The 23,748-nt window shown below is 68.5% G+C and carries 25 protein-coding genes and 1 pseudogene; 18 read left to right on the top strand and 8 right to left on the bottom strand.

What is annotated here, in order from left to right; genetic code table 11:
- Positions 1-77: 77 nt before the first annotated feature.
- The 8 genes and pseudogenes from OG841_RS47750 (at position 78) to OG841_RS47715 (ending at position 4,972) form a co-directional block, all read left to right on the top strand.
- A complete protein-coding gene (locus tag OG841_RS47750; RefSeq protein WP_331724773.1) occupies positions 78-752 on the top strand; it encodes a GGDEF domain-containing protein in 675 nt (224 codons plus the stop codon).
- Complete coding sequence (locus OG841_RS47745; RefSeq protein ID WP_331724772.1) at positions 749-1,219, top strand: hypothetical protein; 471 nt, start codon at positions 749-751, stop codon at positions 1,217-1,219. Before OG841_RS47750 ends, OG841_RS47745 begins: the two co-directional genes overlap by 4 nt.
- A complete protein-coding gene (locus tag OG841_RS47740; RefSeq protein WP_331724771.1) occupies positions 1,216-1,734 on the top strand; it encodes a WhiB family transcriptional regulator in 519 nt (172 codons plus the stop codon). Before OG841_RS47745 ends, OG841_RS47740 begins: the two co-directional genes overlap by 4 nt.
- A gap of 4 nt (positions 1,735-1,738) precedes the next feature.
- Positions 1,739-2,059: pseudogene (locus OG841_RS47735) on the top strand (hypothetical protein); the annotation flags it as partial.
- A 149-nt stretch (positions 2,060-2,208) separates the two neighbouring features.
- The gene (gene dnaN / locus OG841_RS47730; RefSeq protein ID WP_331724770.1) at positions 2,209-3,327 is read left to right on the top strand and encodes a DNA polymerase III subunit beta; all 1,119 of its coding nucleotides are present in this window, start codon (positions 2,209-2,211) and stop codon (positions 3,325-3,327) included.
- 93 nt (positions 3,328-3,420) lie between these two features.
- Entirely contained in the window at positions 3,421-3,930 is a 510-nt protein-coding gene (locus OG841_RS47725) for a hypothetical protein (protein ID WP_331724769.1), read from the top strand.
- Entirely contained in the window at positions 3,927-4,139 is a 213-nt protein-coding gene (locus OG841_RS47720; RefSeq protein ID WP_331724768.1) for a hypothetical protein, read from the top strand. Before OG841_RS47725 ends, OG841_RS47720 begins: the two co-directional genes overlap by 4 nt.
- Before the next feature lie 134 nt (positions 4,140-4,273).
- The gene (locus OG841_RS47715; RefSeq protein ID WP_331724767.1) at positions 4,274-4,972 is read left to right on the top strand and encodes a hypothetical protein; all 699 of its coding nucleotides are present in this window, start codon (positions 4,274-4,276) and stop codon (positions 4,970-4,972) included.
- An 83-nt stretch (positions 4,973-5,055) separates the two neighbouring features.
- Here OG841_RS47715 and OG841_RS47710 read toward each other — a convergent pair whose 3' ends face one another.
- The 4 genes from OG841_RS47710 to OG841_RS47695 all read right to left on the bottom strand — a co-directional run bounded on the left by OG841_RS47710 (position 5,056) and on the right by OG841_RS47695 (position 11,029).
- Positions 5,056-6,144: a ParB/RepB/Spo0J family partition protein gene (locus OG841_RS47710; RefSeq protein ID WP_331724766.1), complete on the bottom strand. Its 1,089-nt coding sequence runs from the start codon at positions 6,142-6,144 to the stop codon at positions 5,056-5,058.
- On the bottom strand, positions 6,141-7,289 hold the full coding sequence (locus OG841_RS47705) for a ParA family protein (RefSeq protein WP_331724765.1): 1,149 nt from the start codon (positions 7,287-7,289) through the stop codon (positions 6,141-6,143). The genes OG841_RS47710 and OG841_RS47705 overlap by 4 nt, the downstream gene beginning before the upstream one ends.
- 1,224 nt (positions 7,290-8,513) lie before the next feature.
- Positions 8,514-9,419, bottom strand: a complete 906-nt coding sequence (locus OG841_RS47700) for a hypothetical protein (RefSeq protein ID WP_331724764.1) — start codon at positions 9,417-9,419, stop codon at positions 8,514-8,516.
- A gap of 20 nt (positions 9,420-9,439) precedes the next feature.
- Positions 9,440-11,029 (bottom strand): hypothetical protein, encoded by a 1,590-nt coding sequence (locus tag OG841_RS47695; protein WP_371571296.1) that lies wholly within the window; start codon positions 11,027-11,029, stop codon positions 9,440-9,442.
- Between the two features lie 415 nt (positions 11,030-11,444).
- Between OG841_RS47695 and OG841_RS47690 the strand changes: the two genes are divergently transcribed.
- From OG841_RS47690 to OG841_RS47680, 3 genes are all read left to right on the top strand, one after another.
- Entirely contained in the window at positions 11,445-11,918 is a 474-nt protein-coding gene (locus OG841_RS47690; protein WP_371571294.1) for a hypothetical protein, read from the top strand.
- A gap of 674 nt (positions 11,919-12,592) precedes the next feature.
- On the top strand, positions 12,593-13,414 hold the full coding sequence (locus tag OG841_RS47685; protein WP_371571291.1) for a hypothetical protein: 822 nt from the start codon (positions 12,593-12,595) through the stop codon (positions 13,412-13,414).
- 206 nt (positions 13,415-13,620) lie between these two features.
- Positions 13,621-13,917 carry a hypothetical protein gene (locus OG841_RS47680; RefSeq protein ID WP_331724823.1) on the top strand — a complete coding sequence of 99 codons (297 nt, stop codon included), beginning with the start codon at positions 13,621-13,623 and terminating at the stop codon, positions 13,915-13,917.
- A 301-nt stretch (positions 13,918-14,218) separates the two neighbouring features.
- On the opposite strand, the gene OG841_RS47675 is transcribed toward OG841_RS47680, so the two are convergent.
- On the bottom strand, positions 14,219-14,521 hold the full coding sequence (locus OG841_RS47675) for a hypothetical protein (RefSeq protein WP_371571288.1): 303 nt from the start codon (positions 14,519-14,521) through the stop codon (positions 14,219-14,221).
- A gap of 379 nt (positions 14,522-14,900) precedes the next feature.
- Between OG841_RS47675 and OG841_RS47670 the strand changes: the two genes are divergently transcribed.
- Both OG841_RS47670 and OG841_RS47665 read left to right on the top strand, forming a co-directional pair.
- Positions 14,901-15,749 carry a PQQ-like beta-propeller repeat protein gene (locus OG841_RS47670; RefSeq protein ID WP_371571286.1) on the top strand — a complete coding sequence of 283 codons (849 nt, stop codon included), beginning with the start codon at positions 14,901-14,903 and terminating at the stop codon, positions 15,747-15,749.
- Positions 15,750-16,047: 298 nt separating this feature from the next.
- Positions 16,048-16,734, top strand: a complete 687-nt coding sequence (locus OG841_RS47665) for a DUF402 domain-containing protein (protein WP_371571283.1) — start codon at positions 16,048-16,050, stop codon at positions 16,732-16,734.
- A gap of 153 nt (positions 16,735-16,887) precedes the next feature.
- Here the strand turns inward: OG841_RS47665 and OG841_RS47660 are convergent, their stop codons facing one another.
- Positions 16,888-17,019: a hypothetical protein gene (locus OG841_RS47660; protein ID WP_331724756.1), complete on the bottom strand. Its 132-nt coding sequence runs from the start codon at positions 17,017-17,019 to the stop codon at positions 16,888-16,890.
- A gap of 601 nt (positions 17,020-17,620) precedes the next feature.
- Between OG841_RS47660 and OG841_RS47655 the strand changes: the two genes are divergently transcribed.
- The 3 genes from OG841_RS47655 to OG841_RS47645 all read left to right on the top strand — a co-directional run bounded on the left by OG841_RS47655 (position 17,621) and on the right by OG841_RS47645 (position 19,343).
- Positions 17,621-18,043: a hypothetical protein gene (locus OG841_RS47655; protein ID WP_331724755.1), complete on the top strand. Its 423-nt coding sequence runs from the start codon at positions 17,621-17,623 to the stop codon at positions 18,041-18,043.
- Positions 18,044-18,255: 212 nt separating this feature from the next.
- Positions 18,256-18,834: a hypothetical protein gene (locus OG841_RS47650; RefSeq protein ID WP_331724754.1), complete on the top strand. Its 579-nt coding sequence runs from the start codon at positions 18,256-18,258 to the stop codon at positions 18,832-18,834.
- Between the two features lie 305 nt (positions 18,835-19,139).
- A complete protein-coding gene (locus tag OG841_RS47645; protein ID WP_331724753.1) occupies positions 19,140-19,343 on the top strand; it encodes a cold-shock protein in 204 nt (67 codons plus the stop codon).
- 231 nt (positions 19,344-19,574) lie between these two features.
- Here OG841_RS47645 and OG841_RS47640 read toward each other — a convergent pair whose 3' ends face one another.
- A complete protein-coding gene (locus tag OG841_RS47640) occupies positions 19,575-19,820 on the bottom strand; it encodes a hypothetical protein (RefSeq protein WP_331724752.1) in 246 nt (81 codons plus the stop codon).
- A 578-nt stretch (positions 19,821-20,398) separates the two neighbouring features.
- Here OG841_RS47640 and OG841_RS47635 point away from each other — a divergent pair.
- On the top strand, positions 20,399-21,463 hold the full coding sequence (locus OG841_RS47635) for a hypothetical protein (RefSeq protein WP_331724751.1): 1,065 nt from the start codon (positions 20,399-20,401) through the stop codon (positions 21,461-21,463).
- Between the two features lie 562 nt (positions 21,464-22,025).
- Here OG841_RS47635 and OG841_RS47630 read toward each other — a convergent pair.
- Complete coding sequence (locus OG841_RS47630; protein ID WP_331724750.1) at positions 22,026-22,760, bottom strand: ATP-dependent DNA ligase; 735 nt, start codon at positions 22,758-22,760, stop codon at positions 22,026-22,028.
- A gap of 70 nt (positions 22,761-22,830) precedes the next feature.
- Here OG841_RS47630 and OG841_RS47625 point away from each other — a divergent pair, with 70 nt between their 5' ends.
- Positions 22,831-23,568: a hypothetical protein gene (locus OG841_RS47625; protein ID WP_331724749.1), complete on the top strand. Its 738-nt coding sequence runs from the start codon at positions 22,831-22,833 to the stop codon at positions 23,566-23,568.
- Positions 23,569-23,748: the final 180 nt, after the last annotated feature.

The raw sequence follows: 23,748 nt of genomic DNA, 5'->3' as shown, positions 1-23,748 counted from the left end.
GAGGCGCACCCCTACGCCTGGACAGCCCGGGGTGCGCCTCTTCCCTTTGTCCGCCCGCACGGGCGGGAGGAGATCCCATGATGCCCATACCCGGCGCCTTAGGGCAGCCGTCCCGCACATTCGTCATCGCCGCGGCCGCGGTGCCGCTGACCGGCTGGACCGTCCACGCCGTCAGCCTGCACCGCCAGCTCGCCGCCGCCCGCCGCGACCCGCTCACCGGCCTGCACGGGCGCGACGGCTACACCGCCCGGGCCACCGCGCTGACCGCCCGCTACACGACGGCCGCGATGGTCCTGATCTGCGACGTCGACCACTTCAAGCAGATCAACGACAACTTCTCCCATGCCGCTGGCGACCGCGTGCTCGCCGCGACCGCGGCCCGGCTCACCGCATGGGCGGGCAGCCGCGGCGTAGTCGGCCGGCTCGGGGGAGACGAGTTCGCTCTCGCGGTACGGATCGGCACCGCGCGCCGGGGGCTGCGCCTGGACCAGCTCGCCGCCGCGCTCACCCGCCCCGTCGACATCGGCGACGGCCATCTGGTCGACGTCGGCGTCTCGATCGGCGCCGCCACCCCCGACACGGTCGGCACCACCGACTTGTCCCTGCTGCTGCGGGCCGCCGACGCCGCCATGTACGCGGGCAAGCACACCGGCCGCGCCGTCCTCGCCGACCGCTCCCACGCCACAGCGGCGTCCGTCAACGGCCGCCGTAATGGCCGTCCCGGCACCGCCAGCCTGGGGGCGATCGTATGAGGACCCCCATCCTGTACGCCCCCGACGTCATTCGCGGCATCACCATCAAGCAGCCCTGGACGGCGTGCATCGTTCACGGCGAGAAGCGGATCGAGAACCGGCCCAAGGCGTGGGCGCCGGGCTGGCGCCTGCTGCACGCCGGTGCCGAGTCAGGCATGGACCGGCACGCGCTGCGCGACCCGCTCGTGGCCCGCACGATCCGCGGCCACCAGCTGCACTTCAGCGCGGTCCTGGCCGTCGCCCGGATCACCGGCAGCCACGGTGCCTACACCGACACCGGTGGCCCGTGCTCTCCGTGGGCGCAGCACGGCTGCTTCCACGTGCAGCTGGAAGACGTCCACGCTCTGCCGCTGCCCGTGCCGTGCCGCGGGGCGCTCGGACCATGGCGCGTCCCGCTCCCTGTCTTCGAGCAGGTCCTCACCCAACTCCCCCACCTGACCGAGCTGTTCCAGGAGGTCACGTCATGAGCCGCACCGACACCACCCCCACGGCCTCGAACCAGGCCGCCCGCTTCGCCTTCCCGCACAGCTCCACCCCGACCCGCTGCCAGCTCACCCCGCGACTGTTCGACTTCACCAACGGCGACCGCGCCGCCGACCGGGCCGCGACCGACAAGCGGCTGGCACAGGCCCGCCGGGCGTGCGCCGGCTGCCCCATCGCCACCGACTGCCTGAAGTGGGCGCTGGCCAACAAACACCTCACCCGGCACGGGATCTGGGCTGCGACCACCCCCGGCCAGCGCACCGACCTGCGCAACCGCCTGACCGACCGGCTCGGACCGGACTGGATCAATGTCCTCGCCGACCGGGACCAGGCCCGCCGCGAACGCGCCGCGGCCGCCCGCCACCAGCCGCTGACCGTGAACCAGGCCCGCATCGTGCGCCTGGACCGCGAGCTCAACGGGCCGATGCCGCGCCAGCCCCTCACCCCCAAGGACCAGCAGCGCAACTACGACCGGCTCGTGCACGCCCTCACGGCATAGAGCGGTGCCGATCCGGCCCGAGAACGTCCACCGCTACCCGCCCGACTGGCCCCAGATCTCCCTGACCATCAAGGAACGGGCCGGATGGCGGTGCGAGTGCGAGGGCGAATGCGGCCGGGGCACCCACCCCGGCCGCTGCCCCAACCGTCACGGCGCTCCGGCGTACGGCACCGGCAGCACCGTCTGCCTCACCACCGCCCACCTCGATCACACCCCCGAACACGTCGACCCCGCGAATCTGCGCGCCATGTGCCAGAGCTGCCACCTCCACCTGGACGCCGGGCACCACGCCGTCACCCGCGCCACGACCCGGGCCCGGGCCCTCGCCGACGCCGGCCAGCTCGCCGTCGACGTCGGCGATGCCGCCACCCCGGTCATGCCGCCCACCCGCCCACAGATCTTCCATGCCGCCGCGGCCCCGGGCACCGAACAGCTCCTCCTGGACCTCCACGCCACCCCTGAAGGGATCCGCCCGTGAAGCTCACCATCGGACAGGAACACCTCGCCGCCGCCGTCGGCTACGCCGCCCGCAGCCTCCCCGCCCGCCCGCCGGCCCCCGTCCTGGCCGGCATCCTCCTGGACGCACACGAGGACTGGCTGCGCGTCAGCGCCTTCGACTACGAGGTGTCCGCCGACACCGGTGCCCCCGCCACCGTCACCGAGAACGGCCGCGCCCTGATCTCCGGCAGGCTGCTGTCCGACATCATCGCCACCATCCGCGGCGACGTGCACCTCGAACTCACCGGCAGCCGCATGCTGCTGCGCGCCGGATCAGCCCGCTTCACCTTGCCGACGCTGCCCCTAGAGGAATATCCGGCCCTGCCCGCCCCGGGCGCCACCACCGGCACCCTCGCCGGGGCAGACCTCGCCGAAGCGGTTGCCCAGGTCGCCAGCGCGGTCGGCAAGGACGACACCCTGCCGCTGCTCACCGGCATCGGCCTGCGCCACGACAACGAGGCGGGCACCCTCACCCTGCACGCCACCGACCGCTACCGGTTCGCCGTGCGCACCCTGGCGTGGAAGGACGCCGACCTGCCCGACTGCACCGCCGTGATCCCGGCCAAGGCCCTCATCGACGCCGCCAAGGCCGTCGCCGACGACACCACCGTCGACATCGCCTTGCCCACCGCGAGCTCGGGCCTGTTCACTCTGCGCGGTGAGTGCCACACCACCACCATCCGCGCCATGGAGGGCGAACTCCCCAAGTATGAGGCGCTCTTCCCCACGGAGTTTCAGCACGAGGCCACGGTGGAGATCGCGGCGCTCAAGGCGGCCGTGCAGCGCGTCGCCCTGGTCTCCACCAAGAAGGAATCGCCGATCAAGCTCACGTTCACGGCAGAAGGCACCCTCGTGCTGGAGGGCGGCACGAGCGACGACGCCCAAGCCGTCGACAACGTCGACACCAGCCTCGAAGGCGGCGAGCTGAGCATCGCGTTCAATCCGTCTTTCCTGATCGACGGCCTCAACGCCCTGAACGCCGAACGCGTCCAGTTCCAGTTCACCACCGCCACCAAGCCCGCGGTCCTGCGCGGCTACGACAGTGACGACCAGGCGCTGCGCTACCTCCTCATGCCGATCCGCCTCAGCGGCTGAAACCGCCGCGCACGCCCAACCCTGACCTGTGGGGCGGCCGTGGACATGTTCCGGCCGCCCCACAGCACCAGCCCACTCACCGAGAGAGTCCCCATGACGGACACCACGACCCGCCTCACCCACCTGCGCACCCGGCTGCTGAGTGCCGCCTACGCCAACGCGGACTTCTGGACGCAGCGCTCCGCCCTCCTCACCGACCAGGCCCTGGCCGCCCTCGCCGACCGCGACCCGGCCGCCGCCGAAACCCTCGCCCACCGCCAGATGGACCCTGACTTCCTCAACGACACCCGCGTCATGGGCGCGGCCATCCGGGCCGGGATCGACACCAGCCACTGGGAGGAACGGCGCGAGAAGATCCGCGACTACGCGCGGGAGGCCGACTGGCTGAACGCAGCCAGCGACCCGGACACCGAGGCCAAACGACTGTGGTCATCCCTGTACGACCACTACCCCGCCATCGCGCAAGCGCTGGCCGCCCACCTCACCGAGCTGCCGCCCACCTGGCGTGAGGACCTGTTAACCCGCACCTACCTCTTCCCCTCCCCCAACGCCCCCGTCACGCCACAGTTCCCGGGCCGGAGGGCGCACCGTACGACGACATGAACTGGGAGGACTGCCTGGCCTGCGCCGAAGCTCAGGACCAGTGCCGCTACCACCGTGGCGTCGTCGCCGGCATGGAGTACCAGCGCGATCTGATCACCACGGCCCTGACCGATCACGCGGCCATCGACCAGCTCCGACAGCGCCACGCCGAACTCGAGGCGAACGCTGCCCAGTCGGCGGCCGCCGACGCGAGCACACCCACCCCTTAGCTGCGCCGCCTCACGAGGTTGGTGCCGCGACCGCGAGTACTGACGGTCGCGACCGACCCTCGCGAGGGCGCATACGGAACCCCGAGCGGGTCCGCCCGCACCCCCGTCCCCCAGTTGGAAGGCAGGTTCACCTGGTGAAGCGCCGTCTCTTCCGCCGCTGCGGCCACGCTCCCGGCACCCTCACCGCTGAGGACCAGGTCGTCGTCGACGCGTTCCGTGCAATGCTCGCCGCCCGCAAGAAGCCGCAGCCCTGGACGCCCGGCAGCGGCCAGGACATCGCCATCGGTATCGGCCCGTTCATCGAGCGCGCCCACCCGATCCCCGGCGACGACCATGGGCCCGACGTCATCGCCGTCACCCTGGTCCACCCTGACACCCCGTACGTGCCCTATGCCGACGGCTACACCAGCAAAGGCTGGCTGCGCTGCGAGACGTCGACCATCCTCGGTACCTGGAACCCGGCCTACCGGATGCTCACCCACGCCGCGGCGGGCCTGGACCTCCCCGACGACGTCGCGATGCCGCAGGCCCACTACGCCGTGCACATCGCCCGGTACCCGCACGGCGAATTCGGGCAGCTCCTGCTCCAGATCGGCCCCTACACCCAGTGCCGCCACACGGAACGCGACGCCGACCGCCTCAACGCCCTGCTGCAGAAGGGAGGCTCCGGGGCCGTGGCCAAGGCGACGCTGTTCGTCGTCAGCGACCACGCCGCCTACCACGACCCCTATGAGACCGACATCGCCGCGCTCCTGGCGGCCACCATCGACCACGAGGAAACGGGCGAGCGACACAGCCCTATACGAGACCGCCACTCGGGCGGCATGACATAGGACTGTGAGCGCGCCAGAAGGCCCGTACGCCCCGCGAACTTCGGGGCGTACGGGCCTTCTGGCGTTTCAGGGGCTGTGGGAACTCAGGCAGGCTGCTGCTCTGGCTGGGTCAGCTCCTGGAGCAGCGCGCCGTACGCGTCCGGGTGCTGTTCGCGCAGGATCCGCAGCCACACGCGTGCGCCGTCGGCGAAGACCGCCGGCTCCATCTTCAAGTGCAGGTGAGTGACCACCGAGAAGGCATCGTCGTATGGCAGCCGACGCGGCTGTTCGGCTCCGGACAGCGCCGCGTTCTCCGGAGCCTGAGTCTCCGGGGTATTAACGGCGTTAACGGTCGACGACGCGGAGGAGCTCGCCGGCGCACCGCCCTTGAGGGTATTAACGGCGTTAACGGCTGAGGCCTCGCTCGCCTGCTCCACCGCAGGCTTGCGCCGCTGGCGAGGGGCCTTGGCAGCCTCGATGGCCTTCTTCGCCTCGCTCGCCTGCTGAGCCTTGGGGAGCCGACCGATCCGGCGAGCCGGTTCCACCTTCAACTCACCTGTCTCCACCTGCTCCTGCAACTCGGGCGTGAGTTCCAGGAGCGCCAGGCGCTGCGACACCCAGGGGGGCGTCTTCCCCAGACGCCTGGCCACCTCGCCCTGCGACCCGTGTACCTTCACGAGATCCTGGATCGCCTTCGCCTGGTCCAGGGGAGCCACATCCTCGCGGTGGATGTTGGCGATCAGCGCGGACTCCAGGAGATCCGCTGCACTAGCCGCCAGGTCGTCGTTGACGTCGATCCGCAGCTCTTCGAGGCCAGCCAGACGAGCGGCAGCCAGACGCCGGTTGCCGTCGATGACGACGTACTCGGCTTCAGCGAGCGCCTCTTCCTGCCCCGGGTGCGCCATCAGGAAGGCAGAGCGCCGCGCCACAGTGACCGGCTGGATCTGCCCCTTGGCCCGCATCGAGTCAGCGGTCTCTTCGAGGTTGGTGAGTTCTTCACGCGGGTTGAACGGGTTGTGCGCCAGCAGTGCCAGCTTCACCGAGGCCGGGGGCCTCTTGCCCTCCCCGTTCATGATCTGTGAGCGAGTCCGGACGCGACGCGGTCCTTCCTGTTCCCCGCCCGGCCTGTCCTCATCAATGCTGAAGCCGCGCGTGACCCGCTGCTGGCCGTCCTTCTTGTTGGTGTCTCTCATACCGCCAGTTCCTTCGCCAGGTCGCGCATCGCCTGCGCATGTTCGCTGTCCGGGGCGTACTCAAGCAGCGGGATCTCGCCATCAGCGGCCTCGCGGCCTTCCTTCAGGTCACCGATCACCGCCAGAACAGGCGGGGAACTGCTCTTCTCCCACTCATCCTTGTTCTCCTTCACGAGCTTGCCGCGCCGACTGTCGTACGCGTTGATGATCAGGCCCAGGTAGTCGACCTGGATCCGACCCTTCTTGCACAAGTCGTCCTTCTGGGACTTCAGCAGGCGGAAGGCACGGTGGGACGCCTTGTTGGCCCAGACCGGGGTGATGACGCCTGATCGGTCCGCGAGTTCACCTTCGCGGCGGCGCACGTAGTACAAGGCGGTGTCCATGTTCAGACCAAGGCTGGGCGGACCGTCGATGATGATGACGTCGTAGTCCTCTTCCAGCGGCTCCAGGGCCCGTTCCAAGGCGGCTTCGCTGAAGCTCACCTTGGACAGAGCGACGTCCCGCAGGAACGCGTCGTCAGACGCAGGAAGCAGATGCAGCCGCTCACCGAAGCGCTTCTGGTCCAAGGCGACCAGTAGGTCGTGGATATCGCCCTTCGCGGTGCCGTCCATGTGCATCATCAGCGTCTCGACATCGTCCTCATACATGAGGTCTTCGAAGCCGAGCTCAGCCGTGAGGTGCCCTTGAGGGTCGTAGTCAATGATCAGGACGCGATGGCCGGCCTCCGCGAGAGCCTGCGCAATGCCGGAGGAGATGAATGTCTTGCCGACGCCGCCCTTCTGGTTGGCCACTATGACCCGCACGACCGGCTGTGACACCAAGGGGGTCGTGGGGGAGGGATGGTTGTCGAGCCACAGAGTCAACGCCTGCGCGAGTCCCTGCACGTAGGTGATGCCGCGCTCTGAGCAGGCGGCTTTGAACTCGTCTGGGCCGCCGACTGGGAGGAACGTCCCCCAGGTTTTGGCTCCCTCGGTGTCGACTTCGGGGACGTCATCGGCTTCGTACCAGGCCTTGATGGCGTGCTCGGTCGCGTCCTGGATGTCCATTCCGTGCTCAAAGGCGCGGATCTTCAGGTGCCTGCGCAGCTTCGGAGCGAGAGCCGTAATTAGCTTCTCTCGTTCTCCTCTGGGGCTCGGGATGCTCATGCGGCCGAACTTTACTAGGTTCTCTGCGCGGTAAGAGGGAAGTCGGCTGACGCATCACCTGTTGAGGCTCGCGGAGGGGACGCGCCGCTGGGGAATCGAGGAACCGCCAACGACAGGTGAACACCCGAAATGACGCCGCCGCAGAGCGTGTTGACGCAGCCCTCCCAACTTGAGACTCCAGCAACAGGGGAGGGTGTGTTGGGTGGCGGTGGAGGTGCCTGGTGCGGGTCGGCGCGGCGGGTGAGGCATGAGTGGCTGCCTGTCCGCAGTATTCGCACGACGTCGCCAGTCGTTCTCATAGCGGGCTCACATCGCCTCGCCCCATTGTTGGGGAGCGTCACTCGCAGGTGGGACAGCGACGCCACGGCGGGCGTCACGGAAAGGCACTTGTGACGGTCGTCCGCCCCCACTGCCGGTGCAGTGCCAAAATCTCAGCGCCTCAATCGGCGCACGCATACCGTCATGGAGCATGAGACAAGACCCGTGGGCCGAGCTCGCCCGTTCCCTGGAAGGCCTGCGAGCCGCGTTCGACGATGCTTGTGGATAACCCGCGTCCGTGCCGCTCAATGGCTCCGGAGCGCGGCAGGCGGTCCTTTCGACGGAGCACCAGGGACGACGAAGCCGCCGGGGTTCAACCGGCCCTGGACAGAGGCGTGTGACGCGATCTTTCGACGTCAGGCGAGACAGTCGTACGACGCGAGGTGCACTGCAGCGGCCGCGTGGGGGAGCGAACAGGCGCTGCGCGTTATCGCCGGCACGAGCGAGGCTCTGTGACCGACTGTGCGCCTGGGGCCGATGCCCGCTGCCCCTCGCCTCGCGACGGCGGAGCCGCTCGCGATATCGGCGGACCAAACTGCCCGGGCTAGCGACGCCGGGTGTGGAACGGCCGCGTGGTGGGTGTGTGCCTACTGCGTTCGGAGCGGACCCGTTCAGCACCCTACCGGCGTCTCCTCGCGACCGCGGGGCCGCTGAACGACGTCACAACCAGCACAGCACTGCTCGCCGCCTACGACCTTGCCAAAGACCTGCTCTATGGGCACGTCAGAAGGCAAGAGCTGGTCGAAGTTCCCGAAGTTCTCCCGCTACCCGCGCTCACAGCACCCGATCGACGTGCGCATTGCGATCCTCTGTGACAACTACTCACCGCACCTGACGACGAAGCGAAGTCTGATGGGTCGCGAGGTGGGCAGCGGCGAACAACTCGAGATCACCCCGACCAGTGGATCAGAAGGACGGGCAGTTGTACTGCGTGGCCAGGGGTACCGTGATGCAGTATGTATTGCCCGCCGCTGATTGCGGGACGGCGAAGACGGCGGTGCGCGAGCGGGGCATCACGACGCTGCCGAGCTGTCGGACGAGGGTCGCCTGGTCGCTCGCCTCGCCAGCCAGCTGGTAGAGACCGATGGGAATCGTGTCTCCCTGCTTGAAACCGTAGATGACCAGTCGGCGCTTGTTCTCACCGCGCAACCGTGCCCGTTCAGGGTTCGTCGGTACGCCAACCGACTGCCTGTACGAGGCGGTGGTGCTGCCCTGGGCGGCGCTGATGGTGAAGTGGCCCGCTGCCGCCAGGCTTTCACGGGCGGCGGACTGCGGGACGAAGTCCCAGGTCTCGCTTTGCATCACGCCGCTGCCGATGTCGTACACCCGCAGCCGCGCACCGTTGAAAAGCGACTCCGGAGGCTCGTACCGGTCGAAGGTGAGCTTGCCCGCGGTGGGCTGCGCGGTGGTGGTGTAGCCATGGCGGCCGTCAGAGACGGTGACGGAGACCGCTCGCTTGGCCGTGAAGCCGTGCAGGCACAGCGCGTTCTCGCTATTGAGCACGAGGCTGCGGGGACCCTGGATTGTGCTCATCCATACGGCGGGCGAGGTGGTGAACTCCGCAGGCAGAGAGGAAAGATCTCGCTTACAGTCGGGGGCGGCGCCGTCGCCTGCCGCGAGGTTTCTGAACTTCCCCGGCAGTTTCGGGCCCTTGTGCGGTTTGGGTGTGCGTGCGTCTGCGGCTTGTCGGTTCTCTGCTGCGTTTCCGGTTGTCGTGTTCGTTCGACGTGTGGCGTCCTGGGTCGCCGAGTCGCATCCAGCGGCGGTGATGGACAGCAGCACCAGCCATCCGACTAGTTGTCGACGCTTCATCAGGGTTTCCTTTCATGTGCTCACTGTGGGCTCCCAGACCCGCACTGCGCGCGGGCCTGGTTTCTTTGCTGGTCGAGGTACTTGCGGTCCGCGTCGTAGTCCTGTCGGCTCGCGGCACCGGTGCGGAAGGCGTTACGCAGTTGGTCGAGAGAATCCCGCGCGGCTTGGTCGCCGGTGACCAGGTCGCATCGAGCGAAGGCCCAGGCGGCCAGCCATCCCAGCCACTGGGCGCGAACGACGAATCGGCTCTCCAATGCGAGTGCCTGCCGGATGCCGGAGATCGCGACCTCCAGGTGCCCTCGGTCCGCCTCGCGCTGGGCGGCGATGGAGGCAGCTAGCGCCTTGAGTTCGCGAACGCCTACGCCGGGCTCTGCGGCGCGGACCCGCCGCACAATGGCATCGATGGTGCCGTCGTCGTTGGTGAGGCCCGCATTGATCCGGCAATACTCCACCTGGGCTAGGTTGACCGCGGCTTTGAGACGGCCCAGCGTGGTGAAGTTCGCGTCGGACATCAGCCGTCGGAGGGTGGAGGTGACGCCGGGGATGTCCGAGTCACGCAGGGCTCCGGGAGCGCAGTCTGTCGCTGTCACCGCACGCAGATAAATGTTGTCGGCCAGGCTGAGCTGTGCCCGGAGCCGGATGGGAGAGTCTGCCGGGATGGCCCGGTAGTCGGCGCCTGCGGACTCCAGTACGGAACGCGAAGCCGCTTGTCCGTTGACAGTGGTTTGTTCCAGGGCGTGGCCCCGGAACAGGTGGACAAGGTCCGAGGTGACGAATCCAGTGCCGGAATCCAGTTCCGACGCCCCTTTGCCGGGCAGCAGCCGGGCGAAGCCGGCTGCTGCTTCGGTGGTGCGGCCTGAGTGCCAGGCGTCTAGGGCGGAGGTGAACTGGGCAAGACCGCTGGCTTGCCGGACCAACTCGGCCACTAGGGCGCGCCGGCTGTAGGCAAGGCCGAGGCTTTGGTCCGCGGGGACCGGTTCGCTGGTGTACCAGCCAGCGAGTTCGGGGGCGTCGGCCACCTGGTCGGCGCGGACATACACAGCCGGGCGCACGTTGATCTGCCCGCCGGAACCGGGGGTGACGATGCCGCCGACGAGGATGGCGGCGTTGGACTGGCCGACAAACTTCCGGGTGCGGTTGTCGAGGCGGTGGTGATCGCCATGGAGCAGTTCGCTCAGCGGAAGCTCGTACTGCGTTGCGTAGTCGTGTACGTCTGTGCCCTTGGGAAGGGCCTTGCTCAGTGCCTGGGCAAAGGTCGAGGAGACATCGTCCAAAAGCTGCTGGTCTTGCCCGGAGTCACGGTCTTTGAAGCCGACCACGGCCACGTCCTGAGGACCGGTCAGCCGGTGCAGCGGGGGCGGTGGGGCCTGGAAGCGCAGGAGTACCACGACCCCGCCGGCAAAGACACAACCGATCACGACTGCGTATGTGGCGCGCTGCCATCGGGGCACCTCGGCCAGTTTGTCCCGCAGAAGTTGGGTGACGGACCCCAGAAAGCCGGTCAGGCCGGCCAGGACACCGATGAGGGTCGCTGCCCGGCCGGGTTTTGCGCCCATGGCGTTGGCCAGAGTGAGGGATGCTGCCAGAGCCAAGCTGATACCGGCCACCACCACCCAGATCCTTATGCCGCCCTGGAAGTGATTTGTGCTACTTGGTGAATTTTCTTCCATCCCCTCGCATATTAAGGGCGCTGACTGGTGATGGCCCGTAGGCGCTACAGGCCATCACCAGGAGAGTTCTGAGCATGTTCCGCAATCAGAGATGCCGGAATGCGTGCCTTTAGTGCGCCCGGTGCCCGGTGCCCGGTGCCCGGCCCGATCCGACCTGCCACGTCCTGGCCGAAGCGCGACGGCATCTGATGGAAACCCTGCGCGGCCGCGCCTATGTGCCCGGCATCGACGGTCACATCGCCGACCGGGCACTGGTGCGCTATGGCCGCCAGCTCACCGTGCCGCAGAAGGGCCGGCGGATTCCGGCCCCGGATCAGCTCTCCTACACCGCCGACTTCGCCTGGCCCATCCGCTGGTGGATCGCGGGCACCGACGGCAAGCCGCCCCGGAGTCGACCCGCTACGAACGGGCCCGGGTCGCCAGCCTCGCCTTGCAGAACGCGATCCGGGCCGCCCTCACCGCACCGCCCGCCGTACGGGACGAAGCGCCTGTCGTGACCACGTCGGCCGCACCGCACGCCGTCGACCACCCGGGCCGGGACGCCGCTCTAACTCCGGCGCAGCGGGCCGCTGCCATCCAGGCCCACCAGCAGGCCGCGATGCCGCAGGAGTACCTGGAGGGCCGGACGACGGCCCCCGAGACGTGGGCGACCTCGGCGCAGAACCTCGCCCGTATCGACGCGCTCACCTACGCGGCAGAGGCCCGCGGCCGCATTGTCGAAGAGCAGGCGGGCCAGACGAGGCAGGCCCCGGCCGCCGACCTGGGCAGTCAGCAGCACCATCCGGCGCAGCCGGATCAGGGCAGGGGAGCGGGTGGCCGCAGCCGCTGAGGGAGACCGGAGCCCGCCCGGCGGAACGGCGGCGAAGTCGTCGTGCCAGCTGCCGGGACGCGGCCGGAGCGCACGCTCTGGAAGCGGCGGGGACGGGCGAGGGTGCGGGGGACCGACTCGCCGAAGCATGGAGGCCCGCATGGTTGACCCGATCCCGCCGTACCTCTCGCCGGAGGACCTGAAGCGCCTTCAACGGCTCGCTGACGCGTCCCGGCTGCGCGTGGCCCAGTATCCGTCTCCGAAGCCGCCGCCGGTCCGTCGCCGCTCGCGGCAGTACTCCGGCGGCCGACCGAACCCGTGGCGACCCGCACGCCTGCTCCGACGCCGCCAGCGATGAGTGCGGGGCATCCCGGCATCCGGTGCGCACACTCCCGGCCGCCGCACCGGTGCGCATCACCGTGCGCCCGGCACTGCGCACTGCACCGCGACGCGCGCATGCGCACGGTGACGGTGCGGTCGGTGCGCACCTCCTGTCTAAAGGGGCCGCACCGCAGGCGCTTCATGCGGCTCACCATGGAGAACAGAAAACCACTGACGGAACCGCAGGTAGCCCGGGCTATCACCAGGCTGGACATGTCCCATCGCGCCGGCTGCCCTCCAACTGAGCGAACAGAGCGGTGACTTACCGCAAAACTACGCGACGACGAGCACATTGCTCGCAGAGGATGTCCGTCATGCAGACCCTGTCGAGCCCGACCCTGGCCATCCTCACCAAGATCGCCGTCATGCGGCTCAAGACCGCCATTACCACCAGCCTCCTCGCCGCTGATCTGGACCGATTCATCACCGAGAACACCTCCAAGGAGAGACTGGTGCAACTGACCTTGATGAACGCTCGGAAAGCAGTTCAGAAAGGGGATAAGGATGCCCACAGGGGCCTGCTGGCGTTCGCTAAGGAGCTGACTGGTGACTTCCAGCACCCTGACACGCACGGCCCGGAGAGCCTCTTGTTCCAGCTCAGGGACGCACTCCTCGCGGACGGTTACGACCTGCAGTGGGAAGACCCCACCATTCGAAGGCCCGACGGACCGTTCGGCGTGATCGAGATTGATCAGGGGCCCGTCGTTTATCACATCCGCCCCACCGAAGCCCCCGGCACGGAGATGGCCCAGGAGATCACTGCTCTGGAGGCCCAGCTCGACGCAGTCGGCTACGACGTCGCCCTCAACCACTACAGGCAGGCGATCGACAATCTCAACCACCACAACTACGAGGCGAGTAACGGTGCACTCCGGCCGATGCTCGAAGAATTGATCCTCCAGGTTGCCAATGGTCATGGATACTCGGGCACCCAGAAGGGCGGTGCCGCCGTCAACTGGATGGTTGATCAGAAGAAGGTCGTGCCCGAGAACTGGGGCCGTCTCCTGCAAGGGACTTGGGATATCTCGCACCCAGAAGGCGCTCATCCCGGCCGCTCCAGTGCCGACGAGGCACGCTTCCGCATGGTGATGATCACCGGTATCGCTCGGAGGCTCCTGCAGCACACAGAGTCCTGAGTCTTCTTCATCGAAGGATTGCGGTCCCTGCCGGCCGATTCCACCACGGTTGAATGCCACCAGTGGTCAATGGCCAGCCTGAAACCATCGCCACAACCTAGACCACGTTCGCTACAGCCCGCCCCGGCCCGGCCTCGATGAAGCAGGCTCGGGCCGGGCCCGCAGCCACGCGGGCGTTGTCGGTGGCGGCTGCGAAGCTAGACGGCATGAACGGAGACGAGCAGCTGCTGAACGGCCGCGTCTACGGCCACGACCATGACCACCCCAACCCCGGTCCTCTCCCGCACCGGACGTATGCCGAACTGGTCGGCGGACCGCTGGACGGCCTGCTGCTGGACATCCACGGATGGCGGACCGAGGAAGTCGACGACGGCGTCGCCCTGTCCACCGAGCTGACGCGGTGGCCCGGCGGCCGCGCCCTGTACGACCCGCACCCCGGCGAACCCCGCACACCGGGCTCGGGCGTGAGCTGCCGCCTGTACTACTCCGGTGACACTCCCTGACCCCGACCACAGCAGGTCAGCGCGCTGCTCATCGCCCACCAGCCAACTACGGTCTGCCCTCGGTCAGCTGACTGGCGGTGTTCTCGATCCACAGCAGCGTCCACTCGACTCCGGCTTGCCATCCGGGCTCCGCGCCGGCGTACCGACCCTCGCGGCGGCCCGGATGTTGGCGGCGAGGGTCCGCAGATCCGTCTGCAGTCCCTTCCGCCGGGCCGTGTCCATGGCCTGGCGCATCTCGTCAGTGATCTCGATGGGGTACAGATCGCTGGTCCCGTGTATCGATCGCGGCCGCCGCCCGTCGTCATGCCGGGGGGCGACGCTCGGGCAGGGCGGTGGCCCGGCTGCGTGCCCGGCGGTGGTTCCAGTAGGCCTGCCACCAGGAGAGACGATCGGCTGAGTCCTGGGGAATCATTCCCTGGACGACAGATTGCACCAGCACGATCAGCAGGCCGCTGAGAGCGACGGCCAGCACGATGCCCCAGGGAGCGCCGGCCAGCGTGGCCGCCAGGCTCCCCACGCTGCTGATACCGGCTCCGGCCAGGGCGGTGCTGCGGGGAGGACGGGGTTGACCATTGGGCTGCGGGGCGGGGGTATGAGGCGTCATGGTGAGCTCCTGCGGCGGCGGGAAGAGGCAGCTCCCAGCGTTTCCGGCGCGGAATTGATGCAGAAGGTGACCAGTGATTGGTCCAGGGGGGAATGAAAGATGACCCGTCCCGGACGGCCGGTGGAGCCGATCGGCGAGGACTTGCCGAGGGGAGTGCGGGAGTGGGGCAAGGCTCTGCGCGCGACGGTGTTCCAACCGCTGATGAGCGGCGAGCACCCACTGAAGCTGCGGGACATCGCCCAACACCTGCAGCGGATGGCGCCCGCACCCGACGACGCGGAGTCCAGCGGAGGCGGGCCACAGTGGCTCGGTCAGCGATCCGGGCGCGGGGAGACCTCGGTGCAGCGCATGCAGTCCGGCCGGCTGGTGCCTACCCGAGATGTCGTCTTCGACCTGCTGCGCCTGGTGGAACAGGAGCGCGGTGCCCGGCACCGTCTACATCGAGTGCAACGAGAATCTGGTCTACGCACTCGACGCCACCACAGGCGCCGTCAGATGGACCAGCCATGTCGGCAAGGATCTCCTCTACTCCTCACCTGCTGTCGCTGACGGCCTGGTCTATGTAGGAAGCCAGGATTTCACCCTCTACGCACTCGACACGGCCACCGGGAAGGTCCGTTGGAAGAAGAAGGCCAACGGTGCCTTCGATGCCCGGCCGATCATCGAAGGCAGCACCCTCTATGTGGGTGCCGACGGTGACGTCTTCTACGCCCTGGACGCGGCCACCGGTACGGTCCGCTGGACTCAGTTCGTCGGCGGAGATGGGGTCAGCGAAGGGGCCATCATCCGCGACGACACTGTCTACGTCGGTAGCTACGACCAGCGCGTCTACGCCCTGAACAAGGCCACCGGCGACCTGAAGTGGGTCCAAGTACTTGGGCGGGGCGACCTCAACTCCACACCCGTCATCGCCGCCGACACCCTCTACATCAACGGCGGCGATACGAAGATCTATGCTCTCGACCTCCACAACGGCAAGATCAAATGGAGTCGGGACACCCACAGCAACGATTACTCGCCCGCCGTCTCCGGCAACCTCGTCTACATCGGCAGCGACGACAACACGATGCGCGCCCTCAACGCCCGCACCGGAGCCACGATGTGGACCCATCCTGCCAAAACCCCATACGGGCCGCCCCTTGTCGCGAACGGCGTTCTCTACTTCGGCGACGACGACGGCAAGCTGTACGCCCTCAGCGCTGCCACGGGAAAGAGCGGCCGAGGATGATCAGCAGCTCGCCGACGTGTTCTGGCTGGGCGGCGCTGTCCATCTCCGAAGCTGCCGCCGTCCGGCGCCGCTCGCGGCAGTACCCCCGGTGGCCGACCGACCCGTGGGCGGTCCGGGCGCCTGCGCGGAGGCTACACCCGGCACGTACTGCCGAAACTGTGTGTTCTGGGGGAGTGGGAAAACTCAAGGGGATCCGTGGGCAAGCTGCCCCGGACGGCGGCTTGCCCACTCCGGCCGGTGCGCGCTGAGGTGGGCAAGTCTGGCCGGACATCCCGACCGTGGCCGGTGGAGGAGTGTGGTGCGAAGTTTCGAGACGGGTGAGACGGTCGTACGGCGCGACGTGCACCGCTCGGGCCGGGTGTGGAGCGAGCAGGCGCTGCGGGTTCTCGCGGACATCGATGAGGCGTTGGTGACCGCCTGTGCGCCCGGGGCGGAGGCCCGCTGGCCCGCCCTGTATGCGAAGGCCCGCGACGAAGGGGACCGCTCGGTGCGCACGGAGGCGTTCGAGGCGATGGCGACCGGCAGGTGGGAGCTCGCGGACGCGGTGTGGCAGGAGACCGACCTGCTGCTGTGGAAGCCTCCGGCGGCCTGGTTCAGCATCAACGCCTTCTTCGTCCCCGACGGCGCCGGGCGGCGGCTGCGGAACTGGTACGTCAACTTCGAGCACCCCACCCGCCGTACTGAGACCGGGTTCGACACCTTCGATCTCACCGTAGACCTGCTCATCCACCCCGACCTCACCGGCTGGGAGTGGAAGGACGAAGACGAGTACGCGCACGTGCGCCGCCTCGGCATCATCTCCGACACCGAGCACCAGGCCGTCGACGACGCCCGCGCCCAGGTGCTGGCGATGCTCGCCGACCGTGCCGGCGTCTTCGCGCACACGGAGCGCTGGGCGGCCTGGGCGTGGGAGCCGGCCTGGCCTACGCCGCGCCTGCCCCGGCCCACGGTGGCCGCGGAGAGGGTCGCACCGGAGGGCGGCTGAACTCGCTTTACTACGCCGGCGATACACCCTGACTGTCAGCGCGCTGGGCGCCGTGGCCTACGGCCGGCCTTCGGCGGCCAGCTGACTGGCAGTGTTCTCGATCCACAGCAGCGTCCACTCGACGCTAGCCCGTCACCCGGGCTCCGCACCGTCCTACCGGCCTTCGGCGTCGGCACCGATGTTGGCGGCCAGGGCACGCAAGTCCTTCTGCAGTCCCTGCTGCCGGACCGTGTCTATGGCCTGGATCATCTCGTCAGTGATGTCACCGGGCCGGAGAGCGCTCATCGCCGCACCTCGGACGACCGCCCCCGCAGATGGCCGGACTGACCACGGCGCCGACCATGCTGCCGCCAACCCCGACCACGGCTGGTCAGCGGGGCGCTGCCGCCTGCCCGCAGCGCTACGAGCCGGGCTCCTGGCGCAGGTCCAGGGCAGCCCGTCCGCCAGGGGCCTGCCAGGCCTCCGGCTGTGTCGCTCTTGTCGTAGTCGACGCCCAGGTCGTTGAGGCGGGCGTGTGCGTCGACGGCTGCCTCGCAGAGACCAACCAAGCTGGCAGGGACCGCCCTTGTGGCAGGGCCAACGTCAACTCGGGCGTGGTGTCGTTCACCCCTGCGGATGACGGGATGGGTGGTGGGAGAGCCGTATTTCCGCCGTTGTGGAGCGCCATGACGGGTGAACGCCTGTATGGAGAAGGGTTTCTGCGTGCGGGGGGCCCTTGGTGCAGGACCGGAAAGTCGGATCAAACCCGTAACGAGGGATTGGCCTGTCGATCCCTGGGCCGCCTACCGCGACTGCGGGTGGCGCCGCTCTCATAGGTCCGGTGCCGGTGGCATGAGCACCCGGCACGGTCAGTGTGTATCCCGGCGCGGCAAAGGAATGGAATGGGATGACGACTCCTGCGAATTACCGGAAGGGCTCGACGTGGCTCCAGACTGTCCCGGTCGACTTCAACCACCCCCTCTCCGGCGCCGATCGCGCCGATGAGCGGATCTCCGAGGTCGAGGAACTCAAGGTCCTCCACCCCGGGGTGTGGGAGATCTCCTACCACGCCCGCTCGTACACCGGCGGAGCGGGGGAGCTCGTGCGCACCGCACTGTTCAAGAACGGCCAGCTCATCCCCGGCACGGAAGCCCTCACCGGCGGCGCGGTCATGCAGACCACCGCGGGGCAGACGATCCTGGAGAAGTTCGACGTCAACGACGTCATCACTCTCCACGCGTACCGCATCGGTGGGGGCAACACCGCCGTCCTCAGCAACGGCGACGGACGTACGGGAGTCATGGCGCACTGGGTGAGCCCCGGGTTCTAGGCCACTCATTCCCGGGCGGCAAAGCCGGACAAGGGCGGCAGGAACAAAGAGGGGGGCGGGGGATGGCGCTCGTCATCGACTTCGGCGTGGGATCCCGGCCTCCCGGCCTGGACGGAAGCAGGGGCCGCGTCCCGCAGCGGGGGCGCTGAGGGGCTTCCAGTTAAGGACCGTCCGGGTTCGAGACAGACATCGGCGGACAAGGGGAATTCCAGATGGCGAACGAGCTCAAGTACGGTGATCTGATCCACCTGCAGAACGGCTACGGCGGCTGGCAGGGCGGCTATCTCGACACCAACAGCGGCAACCCCGCACAGGGCTCCAAGTACGGCGTCTCGACCACCAGCACACCGGCCCGCGCGAAGGGCACCGGCACCTGGGAGATCCTGTCCGCCTCCGGCAAGGCGGCGGGCCAGCCTGTCACCAGCGGCGATCTGATCTACCTGCGCAACCTCTACGGCGGGGACGGCGGCTACCTCGACACCAACAGCGGTCCCACCACCACCCAGGCGAACGACGGCGCCAAGTACGACGTCTCCACATCCCCGGCCAGGGACCGCGCACCGGGAACCGGACGCTGGCGGATCTTCGCCCAGACCTCCGCCCCCGCAGACCAGAAGGTCCGATTCGGCGACACGGTCCTCCTCTGGAACACCTGGGACGACAACGGCGGTTTCCTGGAGACCAACGGCGGCAGCTCCGACACGGGCGCCAAGTACGACGTGTGCACCAACGCCTACTTCAACCGCAGTTCCAACGTCGCCGACTGGAAGATCCACCAGGCCCAAGGCTGATCACACCAGTGTGCGAGCCCCGGCAGTCACGGACTGCCGGGGCCCGGCGTATTCACGGCTCGCCCGTATCCCGGGCTCACGCCGGGAGCCGGGCCTGCCCCCACCGAGATGCGGTGGCGAACTGCCTGCCTGCTGGCCGCGTCACGCCTCACCTCACAGGAGAGCTGTGACGCGGCGAGATTCATCCCCAAGGGTGAGGTCCTGGGAGGGCCGCGGATTTCGCCGCACCGGAAGGAAAAGATGCACGTGCCGCAGCCGGCTCGGTTGGGCAGCGGCACCGTGGCACCGAACGAGGGACGGAACCGATGGCAACAGGCACTGTGAAGTGGTTCAACCCCGACAAGGGATACGGCTTCATCAGCCAGGACGATGGCGGCGCAGACGTGTTCGTGGAATCCGCAGCCATCCAGACCAATGGCTACAAAAGCTTGGAAGAGAACCAGCGGGTGGAGTTCGAGGTCACCCAAGGCTCGAAGGGTCCACAAGCGGGAATGGTCCGCCCCTTGTAGCCATCGTTACGCACCTGCGCTCTGCTCCACCCGAAAGTCGATGGAGCAGAGCGCAGCCCAGGTTCGCCAACAGCTACACAGGCGCAGCCCGACGCCGGTGGCTGCCAGGACCCCGCAGGGCCCGGCGCTGCGGCGTGACACCGCAGTGCAACAACGGGGCGCGTTGCGCCCTGACCTGCCTCGAAGACCAGCTCCGGCACTGGTCCGAGGAACTTCGCCGCGGCTGAGGAATCAGCCAGCCCAGCCGATGTCACGGACCTCGATCGCCCCGGCGTGCGGCAGGTACTGGATCCAGCACTGTCGGCCGAACGCCTCCCGGATCTCCTCCACCGAGCCCGCATCGCGGACATCGGGCCAGGCCCTCGGATCCATCCGTGCCACCTCCACCAGCGCCATCTCCTCCTGCCGGGCCCGGTCGTCCGGCAGCTGCGCCATGACCTCCACCGCGAGCTCCTCCACCACTACGCCGTACCGCATCCCGCACACCCCCGTGTGATCGACTTGAGCAGCAGCGTATGAAGGAACCCCCGATCGCGTTCCGGCCTGTGGATAACTCGCGTCCGTGCCGCTCAACGGCCCGGAGCGCGGCGGCCGGTCCCTTCCGGCGGTGGGCTGGGACGACGAAGCCTCCGGGGCTCAACGCCCCGGAGGCTTGTTCCTTGCTCCGCAGACCCGTTCAACGAACGGGGCCCGTCGGCGTCACACCACGGCGGCCTGCTTTCGCCAGCGCCGCGAGCGGGGTGGCCTTGTAGGTGAGAACTGACACCGGTGTCGATCAGCGACGACAGCACCTAGTTCCGCTGAGAAGAAGCGTTGGAGGCCCGCTCCTGGAGCACGCCTCGAGCCTGTCCGCTGTGCAGCTGGTGACGTTCGCGGCACCTTGGCTCCCGCCACCTAAACCGGATGTCACCGCATCGGATGGACGCCAGTCCAACCCGGGCGTGTCCTGCCCGGCGACTGCGAATCTCCGGGTGCCGGGAAGGTGCGGGTCGCCCAGAGGGGACGCGGGCCGACCCGGCGAGCCATGTCGTGCTGTGTGAGCAGGGGAGAGTTCTATGGCACCTTCCACCACCCCCGGTCTGGTCTGGTCATCGCAGGCGGTCGCCCTCGGCGGCGGCGTCAGCTTAGATCCGGCCGTCGCCCCGAACGCCGACGACCGTCTGTCGGTGTTCGTACGGGGTCTGGGCCCTGACCTTTACGTCAAGTCGCAGAAGCGAGACTGGAGCTGGGAGGCGAACTGGACACTGGTCGCCGGCACCCAGGGCACCGTCGCGGGCACCCCCGTCGCCCTGCGCGGCCCGGACGGCATCGTCAACGTCTTCTGGCGCGGCCCGGACGACCGCATCTGGGCGTTGCGGCAGAGCGGTATCAACAGCACCTACGACGTGGTCACGCCGATCGCCTCCGGTGCCGCGAGCGACCCGGCCGCGGTCCTGAACGCGGACGGCCGGGTCTCCGTCTTCTACAGCGGCACCGACCGCGCCCTGTGGCACGTCGACCAGCACGATGTCGACTACGCGACCTGGGACCCGCCCCAGAGCCTGGCCGGGGACACCGGCACGAACAACTGTCTGGCACCCGCCGCCGCCCGCGGCGGCGATGGACGCATCCAGGCCTTCGTCCACGGCCACCAGGACGAGATCTGGGGGATCAGCCAGCAGGACCCCGACAGCACCAGCACCTGGACCAGCTACTTCCCCGTCTCCGCCCAAAACGCCGGAGTCGTCGGCAGTCCCACCGCTGTCACCGACGCCGACCAGCGCATCCGCGTCTTCTGGCGGGCCGGCACCACCGGCTACCACGCCGTCCAGCCCGCCGGCTACGGCACCGCCTACGGCACGCCCGGCACCACCCAGGGGACCATCGTGGAGACACCGGTGGCCATCCTCGCCATGGACGGCCGCCTGGAAGTCTTCGTCGTCGCCAACGACCGCAGCCTCTACATCTGCGAGCAGAGGCAGCCCAACAGCAACGCCTTCGCCGACGCCGAGCGGCTGGGCGGCAACCTCCCCGGACCCGGGGTGCCCGTTCCGGCGAAGTACCACGACAACCGCATCGTGGTCCTCCACCGTGGCTCCGGCGGCCCCAGCATCTGGGGCTTCGAGCAGATCTTCATCTAGCACTACCTACGGGGCCGGGTCTGGCGGCTCGGCCCCGTACCGCAGCACCACGATGGTGCCGGTGCCCATCAACAAACCCGCCCCGGCCGCCGCTTCACCTCATAAGGCCCGGCGTTGCGGTGGAGATTGCGTCAAGTGTTGCGCTGGGGGTTGCGGTAGGTGTTGCGCCGGCCTCCACAACGTCCCGGAGTCCGCCCAGGTCACCACGAACATTCGGCGTGGTCGGGCCGCTGACATCCCCGTGGCGGCCCCCTTCGACCATGCCCTGGGCTGGAGTTGAGGATGAGGGAGGGCGGGATGGGCGGCGCGGACGCAGCCGGGGATCGGCGCGCGCTCACCCTTTGCGCGTCGGCGGGGCCTCCGCGCCCGGCCGCCGTCAGCGCGGCGGCAGTGTCAGGCGGGGGACGTCGACGGAGGAGAGGTCGGGGCGCGCACGGTGCCAGCGTGCGGGATGCCGCCACCGGCCCGCAGCGTCGCGGGCGACGTCGACTTCTACCACCAGCTCGGGTTCCACCAGCGTGACGTTCAGTGTCTCGCTACCGCCCCACCCGGCGGAGAACGACTAGCCGGTCCACGGGTGACCGTGCCGGGCCGGGACAAGCTGTCCGGCGACCGTTGCGCTGGTCGTCCGGGTGAGGGTGGTAGTGCGGCCGGTGTACTGCAGGCGCCCGTTGTCGTCGTACCTGCCGAGCAGCAGACCACGGGGAGCGGTCAGGGAGCCGGTAACAGCACCGACGATCGCCTCCGTGGTCTCGCGCACCTTGTACTTCTGCCAGCCCCTGCCCGAAGGCCGGTAGGCATCGTCCAGCCGCTTGAAGAGCACACCCTCGATCCCGACCGAGGTCCACGTCAGCCACTCGCGCACGGTGTCCGGGTCGGTGGTCGACGGACACAACGCCCACGGCGCGATGAGAGCGCGGGCGGCGAACACGGACTCGAGGGCGGCTCTGCGCCGCCGGTAGGGCCATCCGGTCGTGTCCGTCCCGGACAGCCGCAAGACATCGAACGCGACGAAATGGGTCGGCCACTCCTGTGCCGCCCGGGCCGCCCCGGCTCCGCGCCGGGCAAGTCGGTCCTGCAGCCGCTCGAACGCCAGGCGGCCCGCGGCATCCCATACGACCAGCTCGCCGTCGAACGCGGTCGTGTCCGGAAGCTGCACGGCCCCGGCCACGATCTCCGGAAACGATGCCGCCATCTCCGTGCCTCGCCTCGAGCGCAGCACCACCCGGCCCGCGTCGGCGGACAACAGAGCCCTGAACCCGTCCTTCTCCAGACTGCGGGGTGTCTCATGAGACATCAGATTGTGCTTCGAGTAGTTCAGCCGATCTGGTCGGCTATGAGCACGTGCGACGGCATCATTCCGTTGCATGCAGATCGAAGTGATATCCGCGTTAGCAGCTTCCGGCGCGGCAGTCCTAGGTGTCCCCTCTGCACTGATCGTTGGCCTGAGGCAGGCCCGTGCCGGCCGCGAGGCCGCCGAGCATGCAGCCCAAGCGGCAAGTGCACAGTGGCGGAGCAACAATCGTCGGGATGCTGCGGTGGCGTTCATCATGGCGGTCGAGCAAGCTCTTGAACTGGCCCGAGAGATCAGAATCGCGCACACGGCACTGGACCTGGAGCCCGGAAAGCAGCTGCGGCGGGAGCTTCGCAAAGCGCTGGCCGTCGTCCAGCTGGAGGGCCCTTTGAGCATCGCCCAGTGTGGGGAGGCCGTTCAGAAAGCTGTGGACGGGACTCTGGCCACCGTCATGGCCGAGCACCGCCGCGTCGCGCCGACGCTGGCGCTGCGGACTGCTGCGGAGGAGGGGAGCGATACGGCACTGGCCCTTCGGCGCCAGCTCAACGGACTGAATCGCACACGAATTGACCGGCAACTGTGGCGAGACGTCGTTGAAACCGGCGTCTTGACCTCACGTCAGGCGTCCAGCCTTGCCAGGCAACACCAGGCAAAGTTGGACGGGCGACCCACCAATAGGCGCCCGCACGTTCCTTTCGGTGATCTCTACCGGTCGCATCGTCAGGCCCTCGGGGAGTTCATCGCGGTGGTGCGTGCTCATCTGCACGCCGCACCGGGACAGTCACCGTTGCCGGCCACGAATGATGTCTGAGACAGATATGAGGTGTCTGGAGAACCGTCCCACTTGGGCTCTGCCACCCATCCGGGCAGCAGAGCCGGGGCGGACACAGGGGCGGCGAGCATCGGTTGCGGCAGCGTCCACGTCACAGCCCCATGCCTTCCACCCGGTCTGTCCGTCCGCAAGGCCGAGCGGCGCGTGCACACCCGACTA

This window comes from Streptomyces canus (genome assembly GCF_041435015.1).
Classification (GTDB): Bacteria; Actinomycetota; Actinomycetes; order Streptomycetales; family Streptomycetaceae; genus Streptomyces; species Streptomyces canus_G.
This window is presented reverse-complemented; position numbering and strand designations above follow the sequence as displayed.